Source organism: Streptomyces sp. NPDC059534 (assembly GCF_042743475.1).
Taxonomy (GTDB): domain Bacteria; phylum Actinomycetota; class Actinomycetes; order Streptomycetales; family Streptomycetaceae; genus Streptomyces.
Window position 1 is genome coordinate 75,025 of the sequence record NZ_JBHWAQ010000028.1, and the last position, 15,576, is coordinate 90,600.

Genomic DNA, 15,576 nt, shown 5'->3' on the forward strand with positions numbered 1-15,576 from the left:
ATGCGAGATTGCTCGACATCAAGATATCTCGTGATCGAGGTCGTCCGTAAAGGGGCCCACGAGCTCTCCCTCGCGCGGCACCCCCGCGGCCTCCACGAACGGCCCGCCCAGCCGGTACGGGACGGGGGCGCCGTCCACGTCGACGCGCCGGAGCAGCCCGAGGAGGACCAGTGCGGTGGCGGCGGTCACACCGGCCGCGAGGGCCTGGCCGCAGCGGTGGGCGAGCCGGAGCTCGGCGGGGTCGTAGGGGGCGGTGGCGGGCAGGGAGAGGGTGTCGCCGAGCAGCCAGAGGCCGGCGCCGAGGCCGGCGGCGGTCAGCAGGGCGAGCGGGACGGTCACCGGGAGGCCGGGCAGGAAGGGCCCGCGCCGGGGGCCGGGGCGCACCTTGCCCTTGCGGGCGAGGAAGGCGAGGAGTCCGCATTCGACGGCGAGGACGACGAGGGCGGCGGCGATGACGTCGCCGGGCCGGTGCCGCCCCGCGGCGATGGTGTACGCGCCGACGGCGACGGCCCACAGGGTTCCGGCGCCGACGGCGAGGCTCCGGAGCCGGTAGGGGACGACGAGGACCAGGCCGAAGGCGATGCCCAGGGCGAGCGTGGTCTGGATGCCGGGGAAGCCGCTGGGGACGAGGGCGCCGCCGGTGTCGACGAGGCGCGGGCGGGGCGCGTACCGCTGGAGCAGGAGGGTGAGGGCGAGGGCCGTGACGACGGCGCCCGCGGCGGCGCCGGTGAGGGCGTACCGCTTGCGTATCAGGCCGACGGCGAGGAGGAGGACGCAGCCGGCCGCCAGGGAGAAGGTGGTGAGGCCGGCGAGCGAGGGGTGGTCGCGCAGCAGGTCGACGGCGGCGGTGTCCGCGCGTCGGCCGGTCAGGGCGGCATCGCCCCAGCGGCGGCCGGTCGCCGTGAGGACGAGGCCGGCGTACACGACCGTGAGGAGGAGGACCGCCCCGAGGCAGGCACGCCGGGTCCGTGTCCGGACCCGGGCGCTGAAGGAGCCGGCGGCCTCGCCGGCCACGGCGGCGTACCACCAGGTGTCACCGGTCTCCATCGGCCTCGGGGAGCCGCCGGCGCGGTGCCTGTCGTAGGAAGCCATGCCCCGATTCGAACCCACGCGCGGCCGGGACGCCCGCTGGGCGCACCCGAACGACACGCCGGGGTCGGGAACCGGGCGGGCGGGCGCGGGCGTCTGCCCGGACATCCGCACGCACGCTCCGGGGGGAGACGTCTGACATGTCGCTGCCGCGCAAGATCGGTATCGGAGTGCTGGTCCTCATCGCGATCGGGTTCTTCGCACCGAACGGATGGTTCGTCCTGGGCGCGATCGTGGTGGCGTTGGGGATCGCCGCCTTCGTGGCCCTGGAGGTGATGAGCGAGTGGCACGACTCGCGGCCCCGGCCGGACGGCCGCCGCTTCCGGCCGGGCCGCGGCGGCGACGGGCGCTGGATCCTGCACGACGAGGACCGGGGCCCCCGGCCCTGACGGCGCCGGCTCGGCGGTCCGGGTACCTCGGCTCCGACGCACCGGCTCGGCAGGTCGGTGGCCCGGCGTCGCCCCCGCCCGCTCAGCGCTCCGGGGCCCGGCGAGGCCCCCGCCCGCTCAGTGGTCCGTGCGGGGGCGCTGGGCCAGGACGAGGAGGACGAGCCCGCAGAGGATGCCCAGCACGCCGGCCGTGCTCGCGGCCTGGCGCAGCGCGCGGTCGTCGAGGAGGGCCGAGGCGGCCTGGACGGTGAACGCGCCGGCCATGACCAGCTGTGCCCAGCCGAAGAGCTGCGTCCGGTACACGTGCCGCCGCTGCCACGGGAGCATCCAGCCGGTGCGGAGCGCCGCCACGCCGGCGGGGACGAGCAGAACGGCGAGCACGAGGCTCGGCAGCGCGAGATACCAGGTCATGTGCCACCCCCTGTGGCTCCGGCGCCGTGCCGGAAGTCGGCGCGATCATGCCACAGCGAGGTGACCGGAGAGGGCGCGGTCGTGGCGGCGCGTGCCGTACAGCGTGAACGCCGTGTTCACCAGGGCCACGTGGCTGAGCGCCTGCGGCATGTTGCCGAGCTGGCGGGCGGCGACCGGGTCCCATTCCTCGGCGAGCAGGCCGACGTCGTTGCGGACGGCGAGGACCCGCTCGAAGACGGCCCGGGCCTCGCCGGGGCGGCCGCACATGGCGAGGGCGTCGGCGTACCAGAACGTGCACGCCACGAAGGAACCTTCGGTGCCTCCGAGGTCGTCGAGGGCATGGGTGCCGCCGTCGCGGACGTCGCCGTACCGGCGCAGGAATCCGTGGTCGTCGAGGCGTTCCATCGCCTGCACGGTGCCCAGCACCCGGGGGTCACGGGCGGGGAGGAAGCCGAGCCGGGGGATCAACAGGGCGGTGGCGTCGACCTGGTGGCTCTCGTACGACTGGGTGAAGGACCCCTGCTCGGCGCTCCAGCCGCGGGTGCAGATCTCCGCGTGCATCTCCTGGCGCAGGGCCTGCCAGCGGTGCACGGAGCCGCGCAGTCCGGCGACCCGGGCCAGCCGGACGGCACGGTCGGCGGCGACCCACGCCATGACCTTGGAGTGGACGAAGTGGCGGCGCGGGCCCCGCACTTCCCAGATCCCCTCGTCGGGTTCCCGCCAGCGCTCGCCGAGGTACTCCAGGAGCGCGGCGATCAGGGTCCAGGCGGGCGGGTCGAGGACGACGCCGGCCCGGACGGCCGAGTAGACGGTGTTGAGCACCTCGCCGTAGACGTCGAGCTGGAACTGGTCCACGGCCGCGTTGCCGAATCTGACGGGCTGTGAACCCTCGTATCCCGGCAGCCAGTCGGCCTGCGTCTCGGGCAGCCGGCGCTGCCCCTCGACCCCGTAGAGCGGCTGGAGGTCGGCGGGGTCGCCCGCGACCGCGCGCAGCAGCCACTTCGTCCAGGCCAGCGCCTCCCTGCGGTATCCGCCGCGCAGCAGGCAGGACAGCGTGAAGGTGGAGTCGCGCAGCCAGCAGAAACGGTAGTCCCAGTTCCGCTGCCCGCCGATGGACTCGGGGAGCGAGGCGGTGGCCGCGGCGACGACGCCGCCCGTGGGGGCGTAGGTGAGCGCCTTGAGGGTGAGCAGGGAGCGGATGACGGCTTCCCTCGCCGGGCCCTCGTAACGGAGCGTGGCGGCCCAGTCGTTCCAGAGCGCGAGGGTACGGGAGAGGGCGGCGTCGATCCTGGCGGGCGAGTCGGCGGGCGGTGCGTTGGCGTGCGAGGGGCGCCAGCCGAGGGTGAACGCGACGCGGCGTCCGGCCGGGACGGTGAAGGCGAACGTCGTGCGGTCCCGGGTGACGACGGGATCGACGCCGGGGCCGCAGGAGAGGTAGGCGGCGTCGGGTCCGGCGACGGAGGCGACCGTGCGGCGGTCCAGGGAGCGGGTCCAGGGCACGATGCTGCCGTGGTGGAAGCGGACCCTCAACTCGCCCCGCATCGCGACCCGTCCGGAGATCCCCTCGACGACGCGGACGATCGTCGGAGAGCTTTCGCCGAGGGAGCGCGGCGGCATGAAGTCGGTGACCCGGACCGATCCCGAGAGGGACTCCCAGACGGTGTCGAGGACGAGCGTGTCGCCGCGGTAGCTCCTGCGTGTGCAGCGGGCGGCGCCGACGGGCGCGAGGAGCCAGCGGCCGTGGTCGGGGTCGCCGAGCAGGGCCGCGAGGCAGGCGGGCGAGTCGAAGCGCGGCGCGCACCACCAGTCGACGGACCCGTCGGTGCCGACGAGCGCAGCGGTCTCCAGGTCACCGACGAGGGCGTAGTCCTCAATTCGCCCTGCCATGACGGGATTGTATGCCGCGCGGCGACCACTCGGCGAAACGGCCGGGAATTCCACGGGAAACGATCAGTCTTTTCCGGACCCGGGAAGGGGTTATCCCTTCGCGGCCGGCGGCATATTCTTCCGCTCTTGGTGGCGCTTTCACCGCCGGCGCAGGATTCTGGAAGAAGCGGGTCCGCCGCGCGGAAGGCCGTTCCGATGAGTAATGAGCCGTACCGATGAGCAGTGACGCGCATCCCCGGCGCCGCTCGACCGACCGGGCTCCCGGGTCCGGCACGCGCACGGTGAGTCTCGTCCTCACGGCCCGCCCCGGCGGCGGAGACCCGGGACCCGCCCTCGACCTGCTCCTCGACCAGGTTCCGGCGAGCGTGGGCGAGGTCGTGCTGGTCGGCGGGCCCACCGGCGAGGGCCGCGCGAGACCCGGCCTGACCGTCCGGGGCCTGGGGGCCTGGGACTTCGAGCGGGGCGACATCCCGCACGCGGGACTCCTCGCCGCCACCGGCGATCTGATCGTGCTGATGAACGCCGACGGGAGCATGTCCCCGCATGAGATCCCGCATTTCCTGCACTATCTGGAAAGCGGTTACGACTTCGTCAAAGGATCGCGATTCATCGCCGGCGGAGAGGTCGCCGACCATGCGCTGGTGCGGCGCGTGGGCCATCGCGCGCTGCTGCGCGTCGCACGCCGGCTGTACGGGCAGCCCCTCACCGATCTCTGGTACGGATTCTGCGCGTTCCGGCGCTCGTTCGTCGACCTCCTCGACCTGCGCGAGGACGGGGTCGAACTCGGGGCGGAACTCGTCACGCACGCCCTGCACTACGGCCTGCGGGTGGCCGAGGTGCCGAGTCGCGAGCTTCCGCGCCGCCCCGGCCCCTCGCCCGCCCGTACCGTCCGTGACGGCACGCGCATCCTCGGCACGCTCCTCGACGAGCGGCCGCACAACGCGCTGTCGCGGCTGACCCACGGGCACGGCCGGCGGTACCGGGGCTCCCCCGGTTGACGAATGACCCCCGGGAAGCTAACCCTGGAAACAGCATGATTTCGGGACAGAAGTTCCGGCCGGGTGTCCGGACGGACATCTCAGGACAGGCCAGAGACCCTCGGTAGGGTCGGTTGCCGGAAGAGGCTCGTCGTGACCTCACTCCAGATCAGCCGAACGCCGGCGGTACCCGCGCCGCATCCCCTGCGGCGGGTGACCGACTGGCCCCTCGCCGAGGCCCGCCGCCGCCCGGCCCGCCCCTCCCCGCACCGCCCGACCGGTCACCCGGCACGCCGGGTCTCCGACCGGATCCGCGCCGCCGCCACCCCGCCCCTGAGCCGGGCGTGCAGGCCGCGCGGAGCGGCCCGCCGCCGTCGCGCCCGCACGGTCCGCACCCACGCCGCGCGCCGCCGCGATTCCGGCGGCCCAGCCGACGCCGACGGCCCACCCGTACCGCTCCCCCACCGGCCCGTCCGACCGCCGGTGCAGCGTGGACCGGTCCTCCCGGCACTCCTGACCGCCGTTTCGTGCCCCCAGTGCCCGCCGCCGCACGGCCGTGGGCCGCTCTGCCGCGTGCGGGCGGACACGTACGCGCTCGGGCGCCCCTCCCCGTCCCGTGCCACCGACGCCCGGTGCGGTCTCCCGTTCCCCGCCGGCGCGCACATCACCCTCGTCCCGTCGCGGCACCCCGGATCACGCGCCCGGGCGTTCCGTGACGGGGCCCGGAGGCGGGTGCCGTGAGCACCCCACGAGGTCCTCTGCTGATCGCCGTGTCGGGCCCCGACGGCACGGGCGGGTCCTCGCTGGCCGGCAGGCTCGTGCCCCTGCTCCGCGAGCGCGGGCTCACCGTCGTCGGCGTACACGGCCACGACTGCTTCCTGTGCCGCAGATTCCCGGTTCCGCCACGGGTGAGGGATGCGGGGGAACCGGGTGGGGACGGGTGGGCGCGGCGCGCCTCGGATCCCGAGCGCCGGGGATCCCGGCTGCGCCGTGCCCACGCGTTCCTCGACGCGGGCGAGCTCACCGCCCGCGTCGCATGGGCCCGCGCCGTGGCCCGGAAGCGGGCGCGCGGCGGACCGGCCGTGGTCGTGACCGACCGGGGCCCACTGGACGGCCTGGTGAAGTTCGACCCCCCGGCCGCCTCCGGGGCGGCGCGCGCCTTCCACCGGATCGCCCGGGGCTATGCCCTGACGCTTCTCGTGGAGAGCGGGCCGGACCCGGCCCGAGGCCACGACCGGGACTCCCGCGCCGGCCCTGCGGCCGCCTGGTGGGCCCGGTACCGGTGCTGGTCGCGCCGGCTGCCGGGGATCGCGCGGCTGGACGGCGAACGACCCCCGTCCCTGGTCGCGGGTGCGGCCCTGGAGCGGGTCCTCGGCGCGCTGCGGGAACGGGACGAGTCCGTCGTACGAGCGCGGGAGGAGGCCGCCGCCGTACGCGCGCGCAGGGCGGCCGCCGCACCCGCGCCGGACCAGGCCGCGCGGGGCCCACGGGGAGGCCCGGACGGCAGCGGGCGGCGTCACGTGGTGGTGTCGGTGTACGACGACGCGGAGGACCCCGGCCACCGGGGTGGCGGAGCCCTGGTGGCCGGCAAGGTGGCCCGGAGGCTGGCCGAGGACTTCCGGGTGACCGTGGTGACGGCGGGGCGGGACGGCGGCGCCGTGGAGCGCGACGGCATCCGGTACGTGCGGCTGCCCGTCCGCCGGGCGGGGCCGCGCGCCGGACGGCTGCTGTTCCTGGCGCTGCTGCCGCTCGTCTCCCGCCGTATCCGGCACGACCTGTGGCTGGAGAGCTTCACTCCCCCGTTCTCGACGAGCTTCCTGCCGCTGACGACGGCCGCTCCCGTCATCGGCATCGACCAAGGCCGCGGCGCGCGGGCCCCGGGGCTGCGGCGCCACGTCCCGTTCTCCCTGGTGGAGCGGCTGGGGCTGCGCTGCTACCGGCACATCGTGGTGATGAACGCGGCGGACGGCCCGGCCGTCCGGCGCCTCAGCCCACGGGCCGACGTGCAGGTCTTCGCCGACGGTGTCGAGCAGCGCGGCCTCGACGAGGCCCGGCTCGGCTCCGGGCAGTTCATCCTGTACCTGGGCCGGATCGACACCTGGGGCAAGGGCCTGGACCTGCTGCTCGACGCGTACGACCGCGCCGGGCCGCCCCTCGACCTGCTGCTCGCCGGGAGCGGCGCCCCGGCCGAGGAACGCCGGCTCGCCGCCCTCGTCGCCGCCCGCACGAGCGGACCCGAGCCCAGGATCCACTGGGTCGGGTACGCCGAGGAGGACCGCAAGCGTCAACTCCTGCGTGACAGCGCGTTCCTGGTGATGCCGTCCCGCCACGAGGCATTCGGCCGGGTGGCCCTCGAGGCCATGTCGTACGGCAAGCCCGTCCTCCACTTCGACCTGCCCGCGCTGCACTGGATGCGCGACGGCGGGGACGTGGCGGTGGCGCCGTTCGACGTGGCCGCGTTCGGGGAGCGGATGACCGAGCTGGCCGGTGACGCGGCGCTCCGGCGCCGTCTGGGACGGCGTTCGGCGCTGGCCGCGCAGCACTACACGTGGGACGAGACGACGGGCCGTTACCTGGCCCTGGCCCACCGGCTCCTCGACACGCCCGCCTCCCCGCGGCGGCCGACGAAGAGGGGTGCGTCGTGGCAGACGACCCGCTGACCGGCCGCTCCGCCCGGACGGTCGTCGGCGCCACCGGCGCGGAGGCGCCCGATGCCCGGCGCTGAGCGGCGGCCCCGCGTCCTCCTCCTGACCGGCAGTCCGCTGGACGGGGTGGAGGGGTCCGACGTGCGGCTCGCCGCAGACGTCCTGGAGTCCCTGCCGGATGTGGACTTCGTCTGGTTCTCGCCCCGGCCGGGCCGCCACCCGACGCCTGCCCCGCCCGCGCGCGGGCGGCCCGTCCGGATCGTCTCCCGGAACGGCGCGCCGCACCCGGCGGGGCGCGTACAGGCCGTGCTCGCCGGGGCGGTGTTCGCCCGCCGGGTCGACCTGGTGCACGCCTTCCTGACCGTCGGCCGCGGCTTCCCCGCCTTCTCGTGGCTGCGCCCGCTGCTGCTCGGCAGGCGGCCGGTGGTCCACACCGTGCCCGGCGTGATGGACACCCGGTTCCTGGCGCGCGGCCGGCCGCTGGGGACGACCGTGGCCCTGTCCGAGTCGATGGCACGCCGGATGCGGGCCGCCGAGTTCGGGGACGTACGGGTGATCCCGCCCATGATCGCCCTGGACGAGTGGCCGTACCTGCCGCGCCCGGAGGGCTACCCCGCCGTCCTCTTCTCGGGGCACCACGATCCGCACGGCGGGGCGGAGGAGTCGATCGACGCGGCGGCGGAGGCCCGGCGCGCGGGGAGCGACTTCCGGCTGGTGCTCGCGATGCGCGGCCGGCCGGGGCAGGACACCGAGGCCCTCAACGAGGCGCTGCGGGAACGGGCCGGTGCGGCGGGCCTCGTCGACGTCGAGGTACGCGGCTACGTCGAGGACATGCACGCGCTCCTCGCCTCCGTGCAGGTGCTGCTGTTCCCGCCGACCGGCCTCGGCGGCAAGGCGGACGTCCCGTTCACCGTGCTCCAGGCCCTCGCCTCGGGCCGGCCCGCCATCCTCAGCGACCTCCCCCAGTTCGCCGACTTCGGCCCCGCCGTGCTGCGTGCCCCCGCCGGGGACCCGCGCCGCACGGGGCAGCAGCTGGCCTGGCTGCTCGACCAGCCGCGTTCCTGGGACATGCTCGCCGAGCGGGGGCGGGCACTGGCCGAGGACCACTTCGGCCCGGAGCGGTTCGCCGCCCGTTACGCGGCCCTCTACCGTGAGTTGCTGGCATGACGACGGCCCCCGGGGAGGCCGCCGTCACCCGTGGGCCGGGGGACGCCGCGCCGACAGCAGGAGCACGCCGGTGTCCCCGTACTCGGGCAGGGTGAGGTCCTTGGCCAGGCGGACGATCCGCAGGCCGGCGGTGCGGGGGGCGAACACGCCCCGCAGGGTGGCCCCGTCGACGGGGCACGCGGGCCAGACGGGTCCCGTGCCGATGCGGTAGCTCGGCATGCGTTCCATGAAGGAGGCCAGGAGCCGGCCGCCGGGACGGACCGCGCCGACGAAGGCGGCACAAAGGGCACTGAACTCCTCGAAGTCCTCGGTGACGCTCTCGGCGACGAAGTTCATCGAGGCGAGGTCGTACCGGCCGGGGACCAGGTCGTCGGCCGTGCCGCGCACCACCCGCACCCGGGAGAGCGCCTCGGCGCAGCTCGCCGGGAGCGCCGGGTCGAGCGAGCGGCAGAGCGTGTAGAAGGGCCGCCAGCTGGCGTCGGCCCCGTGGGCGAGCTGGTGGCGGAGGTAGCGGACGCTGGCGGCGCTCGGTTCCAGGGCGTCGACGCGGCTGGCGGCCGCGCCCGCCAGCATCAGGGGGTAGAGGTTGGGGCCCGCGCCCAGCTCCAGCGTGCGGGCCAGGCTGCCGGGGGCGTGGCGCCGGTAGACGGCCGAGTGGTGGCGGATGACGCCGACGTCGCACGGGTGGAGCCGGCGGTAGTTCTCGGCGAGGTAGTCGGCCACGGGCCAGGCGTTCCAGTCGGCGTCCCGGTTGCGCCGGGTGCGGGGCTCCACCGGCGGACGCCGCCCGGTCCGGTCCATCACGGTTCCGCCGGCCGGCCGGCGGCGACGGGGCCGGTGTCGGTGGACTGGAGGCGGAAGCGGCCGGCGAGGACCGTGAGGGCCGAGCACAGCTCGCCGATCTCCTCGTCGGTGTTGGCCGCGGTGATCTGCACGCGGAAGCCCACCCGGTCGCGCGGGACGAGCGGGTAGGAGGCGAGCGTCACGTAGATGCCGTGCTCCCAGAGGAAGGCGGCGACGGCGTCGAGGTCGTCGGCGACGGCGAGGGGGATCTCGATGATGGGCAGCCCGTCGGTGTTGGGCGTGGCGATCCCGAGGCCGCGCACATGGGCGAGGACGCGGGCCGTCTTGCGGTACAGCCCGGCCCGGATCTCGTCCCCGCGCTCGTCGTTGACGTCGAGGCCGGCGAGGGCGGTGGCCAGCGAGGCGGTCGGCGAGGGCCCCGAGTACAGGTACGGGGCCGCCGCCACCTTGAGGTGGTCCTTCAGCCACTTCGGTACGGCGAGGAAGGCGAGCAGCGAGGAGAACGCCTTGGAGAACCCGCCGACCAGCACGAGGTCGTCGTAGGTCTCGCCGAGATGGCGGACGATGCTGTTGCCGCGCGAGCCGTACGGGCTGCTCTCGCCGGGCCCCCGTTCCCCGATGACGCCGAAGCCGTGGGCGTCGTCGACGTACAGCAGGGCGCCGTGCTCCCGGCAGATCCGGGCCAGGGCGGGCAGGTCGGGGAAGTTCCCGGTCATGCTGTTGACGCCGTCCATGCAGACGAGCCGGCCGGCGTCGGCGGGCGCGCCGCGCAGCAGGCCGGCCAGCTCCTCCGGCCGTTCGGAGCGGAAGCGGTGGAGCTCGGCGCCCTGGCCGCGGGCGGCGACGCAGCCGTCGTACACCGTGCGGTGGGCCTGCGCCTCGACGAAGACCTGTCCGGTGCCGGCGAGCAGCGGGATGACCGACTGGTGGATGAGGGTGATGGTGGGCAGCAGCAGGGTGTCGGAGGCGCCGAGGAGTTCGGTGAGCCGCTCCTCGATCCGCGGGTAGAGCCGGGGGCTGCCGATGAGCCGCGACCAGCTGGGGTGCGTACCCCACTCTCTGACCTGCGGTTCGATCGCGTCGATGACGGTGGGGTCGAGGTCGAGGCCGAGGTAGTTGCAGGAGGCGAAGTCGATGAGCCAGTCGTCGCCGACCCGGATGCGCCGGCCGTCGATCTCGTCGATGACGGCGTCGCACATGCGGCTGGTCCGCTTGAGGTGCTCCAGGTCCCGCCAGCGGGACGGGCGCGGGGGCCGTCCGGTGCGGGCCGCCGCGCCCGGACCGGGGGCGCGGCCGGTGATCCGGGCGGCGGGGCTGACGACGGGGGCGGTGGGGGTGGTGGGTGCGGTGAGGAAGGTGGCGGGCCCTGCGGCGGGAACGGCCGGCCCTGTCGCGGGGGGATCGGCGAGCCGGACGGCCGGGCGGTCGCCGGGGGGCGGCGGGGCGCGGTGCAGGTACGACTCGGTCTGGTGGGCGGTCATCGGGCGGGCGAAGAGGAATCCCTGCCCGAACCGGCAGCCCATGTCGGCCAGCAGCGCCCGCTGCTCCTCGTGCTCGATTCCCTCGGCGACGACCTGGAGGCCGAGGACGTCGGCGATGCGCACGATGCCCTCGACGAGCGCGACCTGCTGGGGGTCGGTGGTGATGTCGTCGATGAACGACTTGTCGACCTTCAGGACGTCGATGGGGAACTCGCGGAGGTAGCTGAGCGAGGAGAACCCGGTGCCGAAGTCGTCGATGGCGATGGCGACGCCCATGTCCTTGAGGGCGGCCATCGTCGTCCGGATCTGCGCGTCCTGCCGCATGAGGACGGTCTCGGTGAGCTCCAGGACGAGCGAGCCGGGCGCGAGTCCGGAGGAGTGGAGGGTGCGCCGTACCTCTTCGAGCAGCCCGGGGTCGCGGAACTGGCGGGCGGAGACGTTGACGTTGGCGTACAGCGGGGCCGCCCGGGGGTGGGCGCGCTGCCAGCGGGCGATGTCGAGGGCCGCGTGTTCGAGGACCCAGGCGCCCAGCGGCATGATGTGGCCGCTCTCCTCGGCGAGGGTGATGAACTGGTCGGGCGGCACCATCCCGCGCCGGGCGTGCGGCCAGCGGATCAGTGCCTCGAGCCCGGCCGGAGCGCCGCTGTCGACCTCGACGATCGGCTGGTAGCGCAGCGCGAAGGCGTGGTCGGCGATGGCCGTGTCCATGCCGGCCTGGAGTTCGTGCCGGGCGACGAGCCGGGAGTGGAGCTCGGGGTGGAAGAGCCGCCAGCGCTTCTTTCCGGCCGCCTTGGCCGCGTACAGGGCCAGGTCGGCGTGGCCGAGCAGTTCCTCGGCGTGCGCGCTGTCGAGGACGGTCGCGATGCCGACGCTGGTGGAGACGGAGACGGCGCCGTCGGTGAGATGGAAGGGCTGGCTCAGGGAGTGCACGATCTCGGCCGCCAGCGCCTCGGCGTCGCGGGGTTCGCGGGCCCCCTCGATGAGGACGGCGAACTCGTCGCCGCCGAGCCGGGCCGCGGTGTCGGTGAGCCGCAGGACGGCGGTGAGGCGGCGGGCGACGGCGACGAGGAGTTCGTCGCCCACGGAGTGCCCCATGGTGTCGTTGACGACCTTGAAGTCGTCGAGGTCGACGAAGAGCATGCAGGTGAGGGTGGACTCGCGGCGGCCGCGGAGCAGGGCCCGCTCGATCCGTTCCAGGAGCAGCACCCGGTTGGGGAGCCCGGTGAGGGAGTCGTGGAACGCCCGGTGGGTCAGCTCGCGCTCCAGCTTCCGCTGTTCGGTGACGTCCCGCAGGGTGAGGACGAGACCGTGCACGGTGCGTTCGTTGCGCAGGTTGCTGCACCGGACCTCGACCTCCAGGTCGGCGGCGTCGCCGTGGAGGAGTTTCCAGTCGTCGCGGTCGTCGAAGGAGTCACGGGTGCGTGCCTCGGCGACGACCCGCAGGGCGCCGGCCGCGTCCCCGGGGGCGAGCAGATCGGTGAGCGGGGTGCCCGGGACGAGCGTGTGGCCGAACATGGACTCGGCCGACGGGCTGGCGTACCGGACGGTGTCGTCGTCGTCGACGATGAGGATGACGTCCGAGGTGTTGTGCACGAGGGTCCGGAAGTACGCCTCGCTGGTCCGGCGGTTGACCTCCTCGGTGAGTCCGAAGCGCTCCAGGGCCAGGGCGGCCTGGGAGGCGAGGGACTGGGCGGAGGCGGCGATCTCGGCCAGCTTCTTCTCCGGGCCGGCGAAGAGCAGCACGCCGAGCAGCGGTTCGCGTCCGGCGGGAGTCTGGAGTTCCAGCGGGCAGAGCAGGGCGTGGGTCTCGGAGTCCACCTCGGCGGCGACGGCGGGGTCGAGCCGGGTCACGGGAAGGAGCCGGGCGCCGTCGGCGACCAGCTGCGGCCAGGCGGTGGCGGGGGGCCGGGTGAGCGCCTCGGTGCGGCAGCTCCAGGGGTGGGCGTTGGTGGCCACGGCGTTGAGACCGCCCCGGCGGTCCCGGGTGAGGAGCAGGACCCGGTGGTCGGTGTCCTCGCCGAAGAGCGTCGCGGAGGCCGTCTCCACGGCCCCGGCGACCTCACGGGGGCTCAGGGCGGCGACGAGGGAGGCGGCGGCGGTCCTGAGGCTGCGCTCGCGTTCCTCGGCCCTGTCGTGCTCGTTCATCATGCCCCAGAGCCGGGTGAGGACCAGCAGGAACATGATCGCCGAGAAGATCGCGATGACGGCGATGTCCTGGTCCCGGTCGTGGCGCAGCGACTGCAGGAGGAGGAGGGCGGGGGCGACGAGGGAGGCTCCGGCGAGCAGCGCGAGCCGTCGCTCGGCGACTCTCGGGGCCGGTTCGGGGGCCCGCTCGGTGAGCCCGGTCATCGAGGGGTGCAGGGCGGCGAGGCCCCAGGCGGTGAAGAAGACGACCCAGCCGAGGTCCCAGGGGGTGCCGACCTGCCAGGTTCCCTTGAGCTGGAGGGTGCCGTAGATGACGTCGGAGGCGAGGATGCCGCAGGTGCCGAGGGTGAGGAGCTGCACGGAGCGGGAGCGCAGACCGCCGGGGACGAGGAGCCGGGCGAGCATGGCGAGCATCAGCACGTCGCCGAGCGGATAGGCGATGGAGATGGCCTTCTCGGTCCAGCTCATCTCCTCGCTGCGGGCCAGCGGGGTGATGAGGTTGACCCAGGAGAGCAGCGCGAGTCCGGAGGTGAGGATCAGCGCGTCGAGGACGACGCCGAGGTCGCGGCCGACGGCCCGGTAGCGGATGAAGCCGAAGAGGCCGAGGGCGAACAGCGGGTAGGTGACCAGGTACAGGGCGTCGGCGACAGAGGGGAAGGGTCTGGTCTGGCCGAAGAACGCCTCCAGGGCGTTGTACGTGGTGTCTCCGCCCACGAACGCGAGGTTGGCGGCGGCCAGCACCAGCCAGGGCCAGCGCCGGGAGGGCCGGTGGATGCGGACCCCGACGAGGATGGCGGCGACGCCGCTCAGTCCGATGAGGGCCCACAGCGTGGTGTGCCGTTCGGGGTATTTCAGGTAGGCGACGGTGAGAAGCGTCACGGCCAGCAGGTACAGCAGCGTCCATCTGCGGAGTTTCCCGCTCGCGGCGGGCGGCCGGTCGGGCTGACCCAGTGGCATCGTCGACCGCCCCCTGGTCGGGTCGGACGCAGTCGGCAGCGCCCTGGTCGCGGGTACGGACCCCGTACGGTGTCCATTCTCCGGGGCTCCCGGGGCGGTTGCATCTCGGCGCCCGGAGCCCTGGATCGGGCCGCCGGCGTCAGGAGGAGGCGCGGACCACGAGTTCGGTGGGCAGCATCCGGCGCGGCTGGTCGTCGGGGCCGCTGGGGTCGGCGATCTCCTGGAGGAGGACGCGGGCCATCGTGCGGCCCATCTCCTCGATGGGCTGCCGGACGCTGGTCAGCGGCGGGTCCATGTGCCGGGCGACGGCCGAGTCGTCGACGCCGACGAGGGCGACGTCCTCGGGGACGCGGCGGCCGGCCTCGCGCAGGACGCCGCGGGCTCCGGCGGCCATCACGTCGGAGGCGGCGAAGACGGCGTCCAGGTCCGGCCTGCGGTCCAGGAGTTCGCGCATGGCGCGGCGGCCGCCCTCCTCGGTGAAGTCTCCGGCGGCGACGAGGTCGGGGTCGGCGTCGAGTCCGGCGTCGGCGAGGCCCTCGTGGTAGCCGTCGAGGCGGCAGCGGGCGACGTACATGTCGGGCGGGCCGGTGATGGTGGCGATGGAGCGGCGGCCGCGGGCGGCGAGATGGGCGACGGCGGTCCGGCCGGCGCCGGTGTTGTCGGAGTCGACGAAGGCGACGCGCTCGTCCTCGGTCCGGCGGCCGTTGAGGACGGCGGGCAGGCCGAGGGCCCTGACCTGGTCGGGCAGCGGGTCGGCGCCGTGCACGGAGACCAGGAGGACGCCGTCGACGCGCTGGGCGGCGAGGTACTGCTCGAAGCGCTGCCGCTCCTGGTCGCTGCGGATCAGGGTGAGCAGCAACTGCTTGTCCGCGTCGGCGAGTTCGCTGCTGACGCCGCGGATGATGTCGAGGAAGTACGGCTCGGCGAAGAGTCGGGCCTCGGTCTCGGGGATCACCAGGGCGACGGCGTCGGTCCGGCTGCCGGCGAGTGCGCGGGCGGCTCGGTTGGGGACGTAGCCGAGTTCGGCGACGGCCCGCTCGACGGCGGCCTTGGCCTGTTCGCTGACCTTGGGCGAGCCGTTGATGACCCGGGACACCGTGCCGCGGCCGACTCCGGCCCTGGCCGCGACCTCCTCCAGGGTGGGCCTGCCGGTCTGCCGTCCGCTCACCGCCATGTGCCGCTTCTCCCCTCGGGCCGCCGCCCCGCCTGCGTGTGCACGCGAACCTATCAGGCGGGACGGCGCGTCTCCCGGACGGCCGGGGGCGGCTCAGACGCCGGTCGGGGCGAGTTCGGCCATGGCGCCCCAGCCCTGCTGCGGGACCTCGACATTGATGATCTCGGGGGTGGAGGCGATGGCTCCGGCCATGGCGGCGAGGCCGGCGGCGAAGTGCGGCGAGGCGACGTGGGCGGCACCCGCCTCGGCGTCGGCGAACGCCTCCAGGAGGACGAAGACGTTCGGGTCGTCGACGCTGCGGGACCAGTCGAAGAACAGGTTGCCCGGCTCCTCGCGGGTGGCGCGGGTGAAGTCGGCGACCAGGTCGAGCCAGCGGTCGGCGTGGTCGGGGCGGGCGGTGAATCGCACGGCGATGAAGATCATGCGTTCACTCTGCGGCGGCCCGCCCGC

The 15,576-nt window shown here is 74.6% G+C and carries 11 protein-coding genes; 4 read left to right on the forward strand and 7 right to left on the reverse strand.

Translation table 11 applies throughout. From position 1 onward, the window contains the following. Window positions 1-18: 18 nt before the first annotated feature. Window positions 19-1,092, reverse strand: coding sequence for a phosphatase PAP2 family protein (locus ACFVZH_RS29005; RefSeq protein ID WP_384901788.1), 1,074 nt, complete (start codon window positions 1,090-1,092; stop codon window positions 19-21). 137 nt (window positions 1,093-1,229) lie between these two features. Here ACFVZH_RS29005 and ACFVZH_RS29010 point away from each other — a divergent pair, with 137 nt between their 5' ends. After that, entirely contained in the window at window positions 1,230-1,478 is a 249-nt protein-coding gene (locus ACFVZH_RS29010; RefSeq protein ID WP_384901790.1) for a hypothetical protein, read from the forward strand. A 117-nt stretch (window positions 1,479-1,595) separates the two neighbouring features. Here the strand turns inward: ACFVZH_RS29010 and ACFVZH_RS29015 are convergent, their stop codons facing one another. Further along, a complete protein-coding gene (locus tag ACFVZH_RS29015) occupies window positions 1,596-1,889 on the reverse strand; it encodes a hypothetical protein (RefSeq protein ID WP_384901792.1) in 294 nt (97 codons plus the stop codon). Between the two features lie 45 nt (window positions 1,890-1,934). Further along, window positions 1,935-3,776: a glycoside hydrolase family 15 protein gene (locus tag ACFVZH_RS29020; RefSeq protein WP_384901794.1), complete on the reverse strand. Its 1,842-nt coding sequence runs from the start codon at window positions 3,774-3,776 to the stop codon at window positions 1,935-1,937. 215 nt (window positions 3,777-3,991) lie between these two features. On the opposite strand from ACFVZH_RS29020, the gene ACFVZH_RS29025 reads away from it, so the two are divergent. The 3 genes from ACFVZH_RS29025 (at window position 3,992) to ACFVZH_RS29035 (ending at window position 8,565) form a co-directional block, all read left to right on the forward strand. Beyond that, the gene (locus tag ACFVZH_RS29025) at window positions 3,992-4,774 is read left to right on the forward strand and encodes a glycosyltransferase family 2 protein (protein ID WP_384901796.1); all 783 of its coding nucleotides are present in this window, start codon (window positions 3,992-3,994) and stop codon (window positions 4,772-4,774) included. 716 nt (window positions 4,775-5,490) lie between these two features. Then, window positions 5,491-7,413, forward strand: coding sequence for a glycosyltransferase family 4 protein (locus ACFVZH_RS29030; protein ID WP_384901797.1), 1,923 nt, complete (start codon window positions 5,491-5,493; stop codon window positions 7,411-7,413). A gap of 51 nt (window positions 7,414-7,464) precedes the next feature. Further along, a complete protein-coding gene (locus tag ACFVZH_RS29035; RefSeq protein ID WP_384901799.1) occupies window positions 7,465-8,565 on the forward strand; it encodes a glycosyltransferase family 4 protein in 1,101 nt (366 codons plus the stop codon). 24 nt (window positions 8,566-8,589) lie between these two features. Here the strand turns inward: ACFVZH_RS29035 and ACFVZH_RS29040 are convergent, their stop codons facing one another. From ACFVZH_RS29040 to ACFVZH_RS29055, 4 genes are all read right to left on the reverse strand, one after another. Then, window positions 8,590-9,366 (reverse strand): class I SAM-dependent methyltransferase, encoded by a 777-nt coding sequence (locus ACFVZH_RS29040; RefSeq protein WP_384901801.1) that lies wholly within the window; start codon window positions 9,364-9,366, stop codon window positions 8,590-8,592. Then, window positions 9,366-13,952: an aminotransferase class I/II-fold pyridoxal phosphate-dependent enzyme gene (locus ACFVZH_RS29045; RefSeq protein ID WP_384901803.1), complete on the reverse strand. Its 4,587-nt coding sequence runs from the start codon at window positions 13,950-13,952 to the stop codon at window positions 9,366-9,368. Before ACFVZH_RS29045 ends, ACFVZH_RS29040 begins: the two co-directional genes overlap by 1 nt. A gap of 139 nt (window positions 13,953-14,091) precedes the next feature. Further along, entirely contained in the window at window positions 14,092-15,126 is a 1,035-nt protein-coding gene (locus ACFVZH_RS29050; protein ID WP_384901805.1) for a LacI family DNA-binding transcriptional regulator, read from the reverse strand. Between the two features lie 93 nt (window positions 15,127-15,219). Beyond that, window positions 15,220-15,549 carry a putative quinol monooxygenase gene (locus ACFVZH_RS29055; protein WP_384901807.1) on the reverse strand — a complete coding sequence of 110 codons (330 nt, stop codon included), beginning with the start codon at window positions 15,547-15,549 and terminating at the stop codon, window positions 15,220-15,222. Window positions 15,550-15,576 lie beyond the last annotated feature (27 nt).

Coding starts and splice junctions, on each gene's coding strand:
- ACFVZH_RS29005 (WP_384901788.1), bottom strand. CDS start 1,092: ATGGCTTCCTACGACAGGCACCGCGCCGGCGGCTCCCCGAGGCCGATG.
- ACFVZH_RS29010 (WP_384901790.1), top strand. CDS start 1,230: ATGTCGCTGCCGCGCAAGATCGGTATCGGAGTGCTGGTCCTCATCGCG.
- ACFVZH_RS29015 (WP_384901792.1), bottom strand. CDS start 1,889: ATGACCTGGTATCTCGCGCTGCCGAGCCTCGTGCTCGCCGTTCTGCTC.
- ACFVZH_RS29020 (WP_384901794.1), bottom strand. CDS start 3,776: ATGGCAGGGCGAATTGAGGACTACGCCCTCGTCGGTGACCTGGAGACC.
- ACFVZH_RS29025 (WP_384901796.1), top strand. CDS start 3,992: ATGAGCAGTGACGCGCATCCCCGGCGCCGCTCGACCGACCGGGCTCCC.
- ACFVZH_RS29035 (WP_384901799.1), top strand. CDS start 7,465: ATGCCCGGCGCTGAGCGGCGGCCCCGCGTCCTCCTCCTGACCGGCAGT.
- ACFVZH_RS29040 (WP_384901801.1), bottom strand. CDS start 9,366: ATGGACCGGACCGGGCGGCGTCCGCCGGTGGAGCCCCGCACCCGGCGC.
- ACFVZH_RS29045 (WP_384901803.1), bottom strand. CDS start 13,952: ATGCCACTGGGTCAGCCCGACCGGCCGCCCGCCGCGAGCGGGAAACTC.
- ACFVZH_RS29050 (WP_384901805.1), bottom strand. CDS start 15,126: ATGGCGGTGAGCGGACGGCAGACCGGCAGGCCCACCCTGGAGGAGGTC.
- ACFVZH_RS29055 (WP_384901807.1), bottom strand. CDS start 15,549: ATGATCTTCATCGCCGTGCGATTCACCGCCCGCCCCGACCACGCCGAC.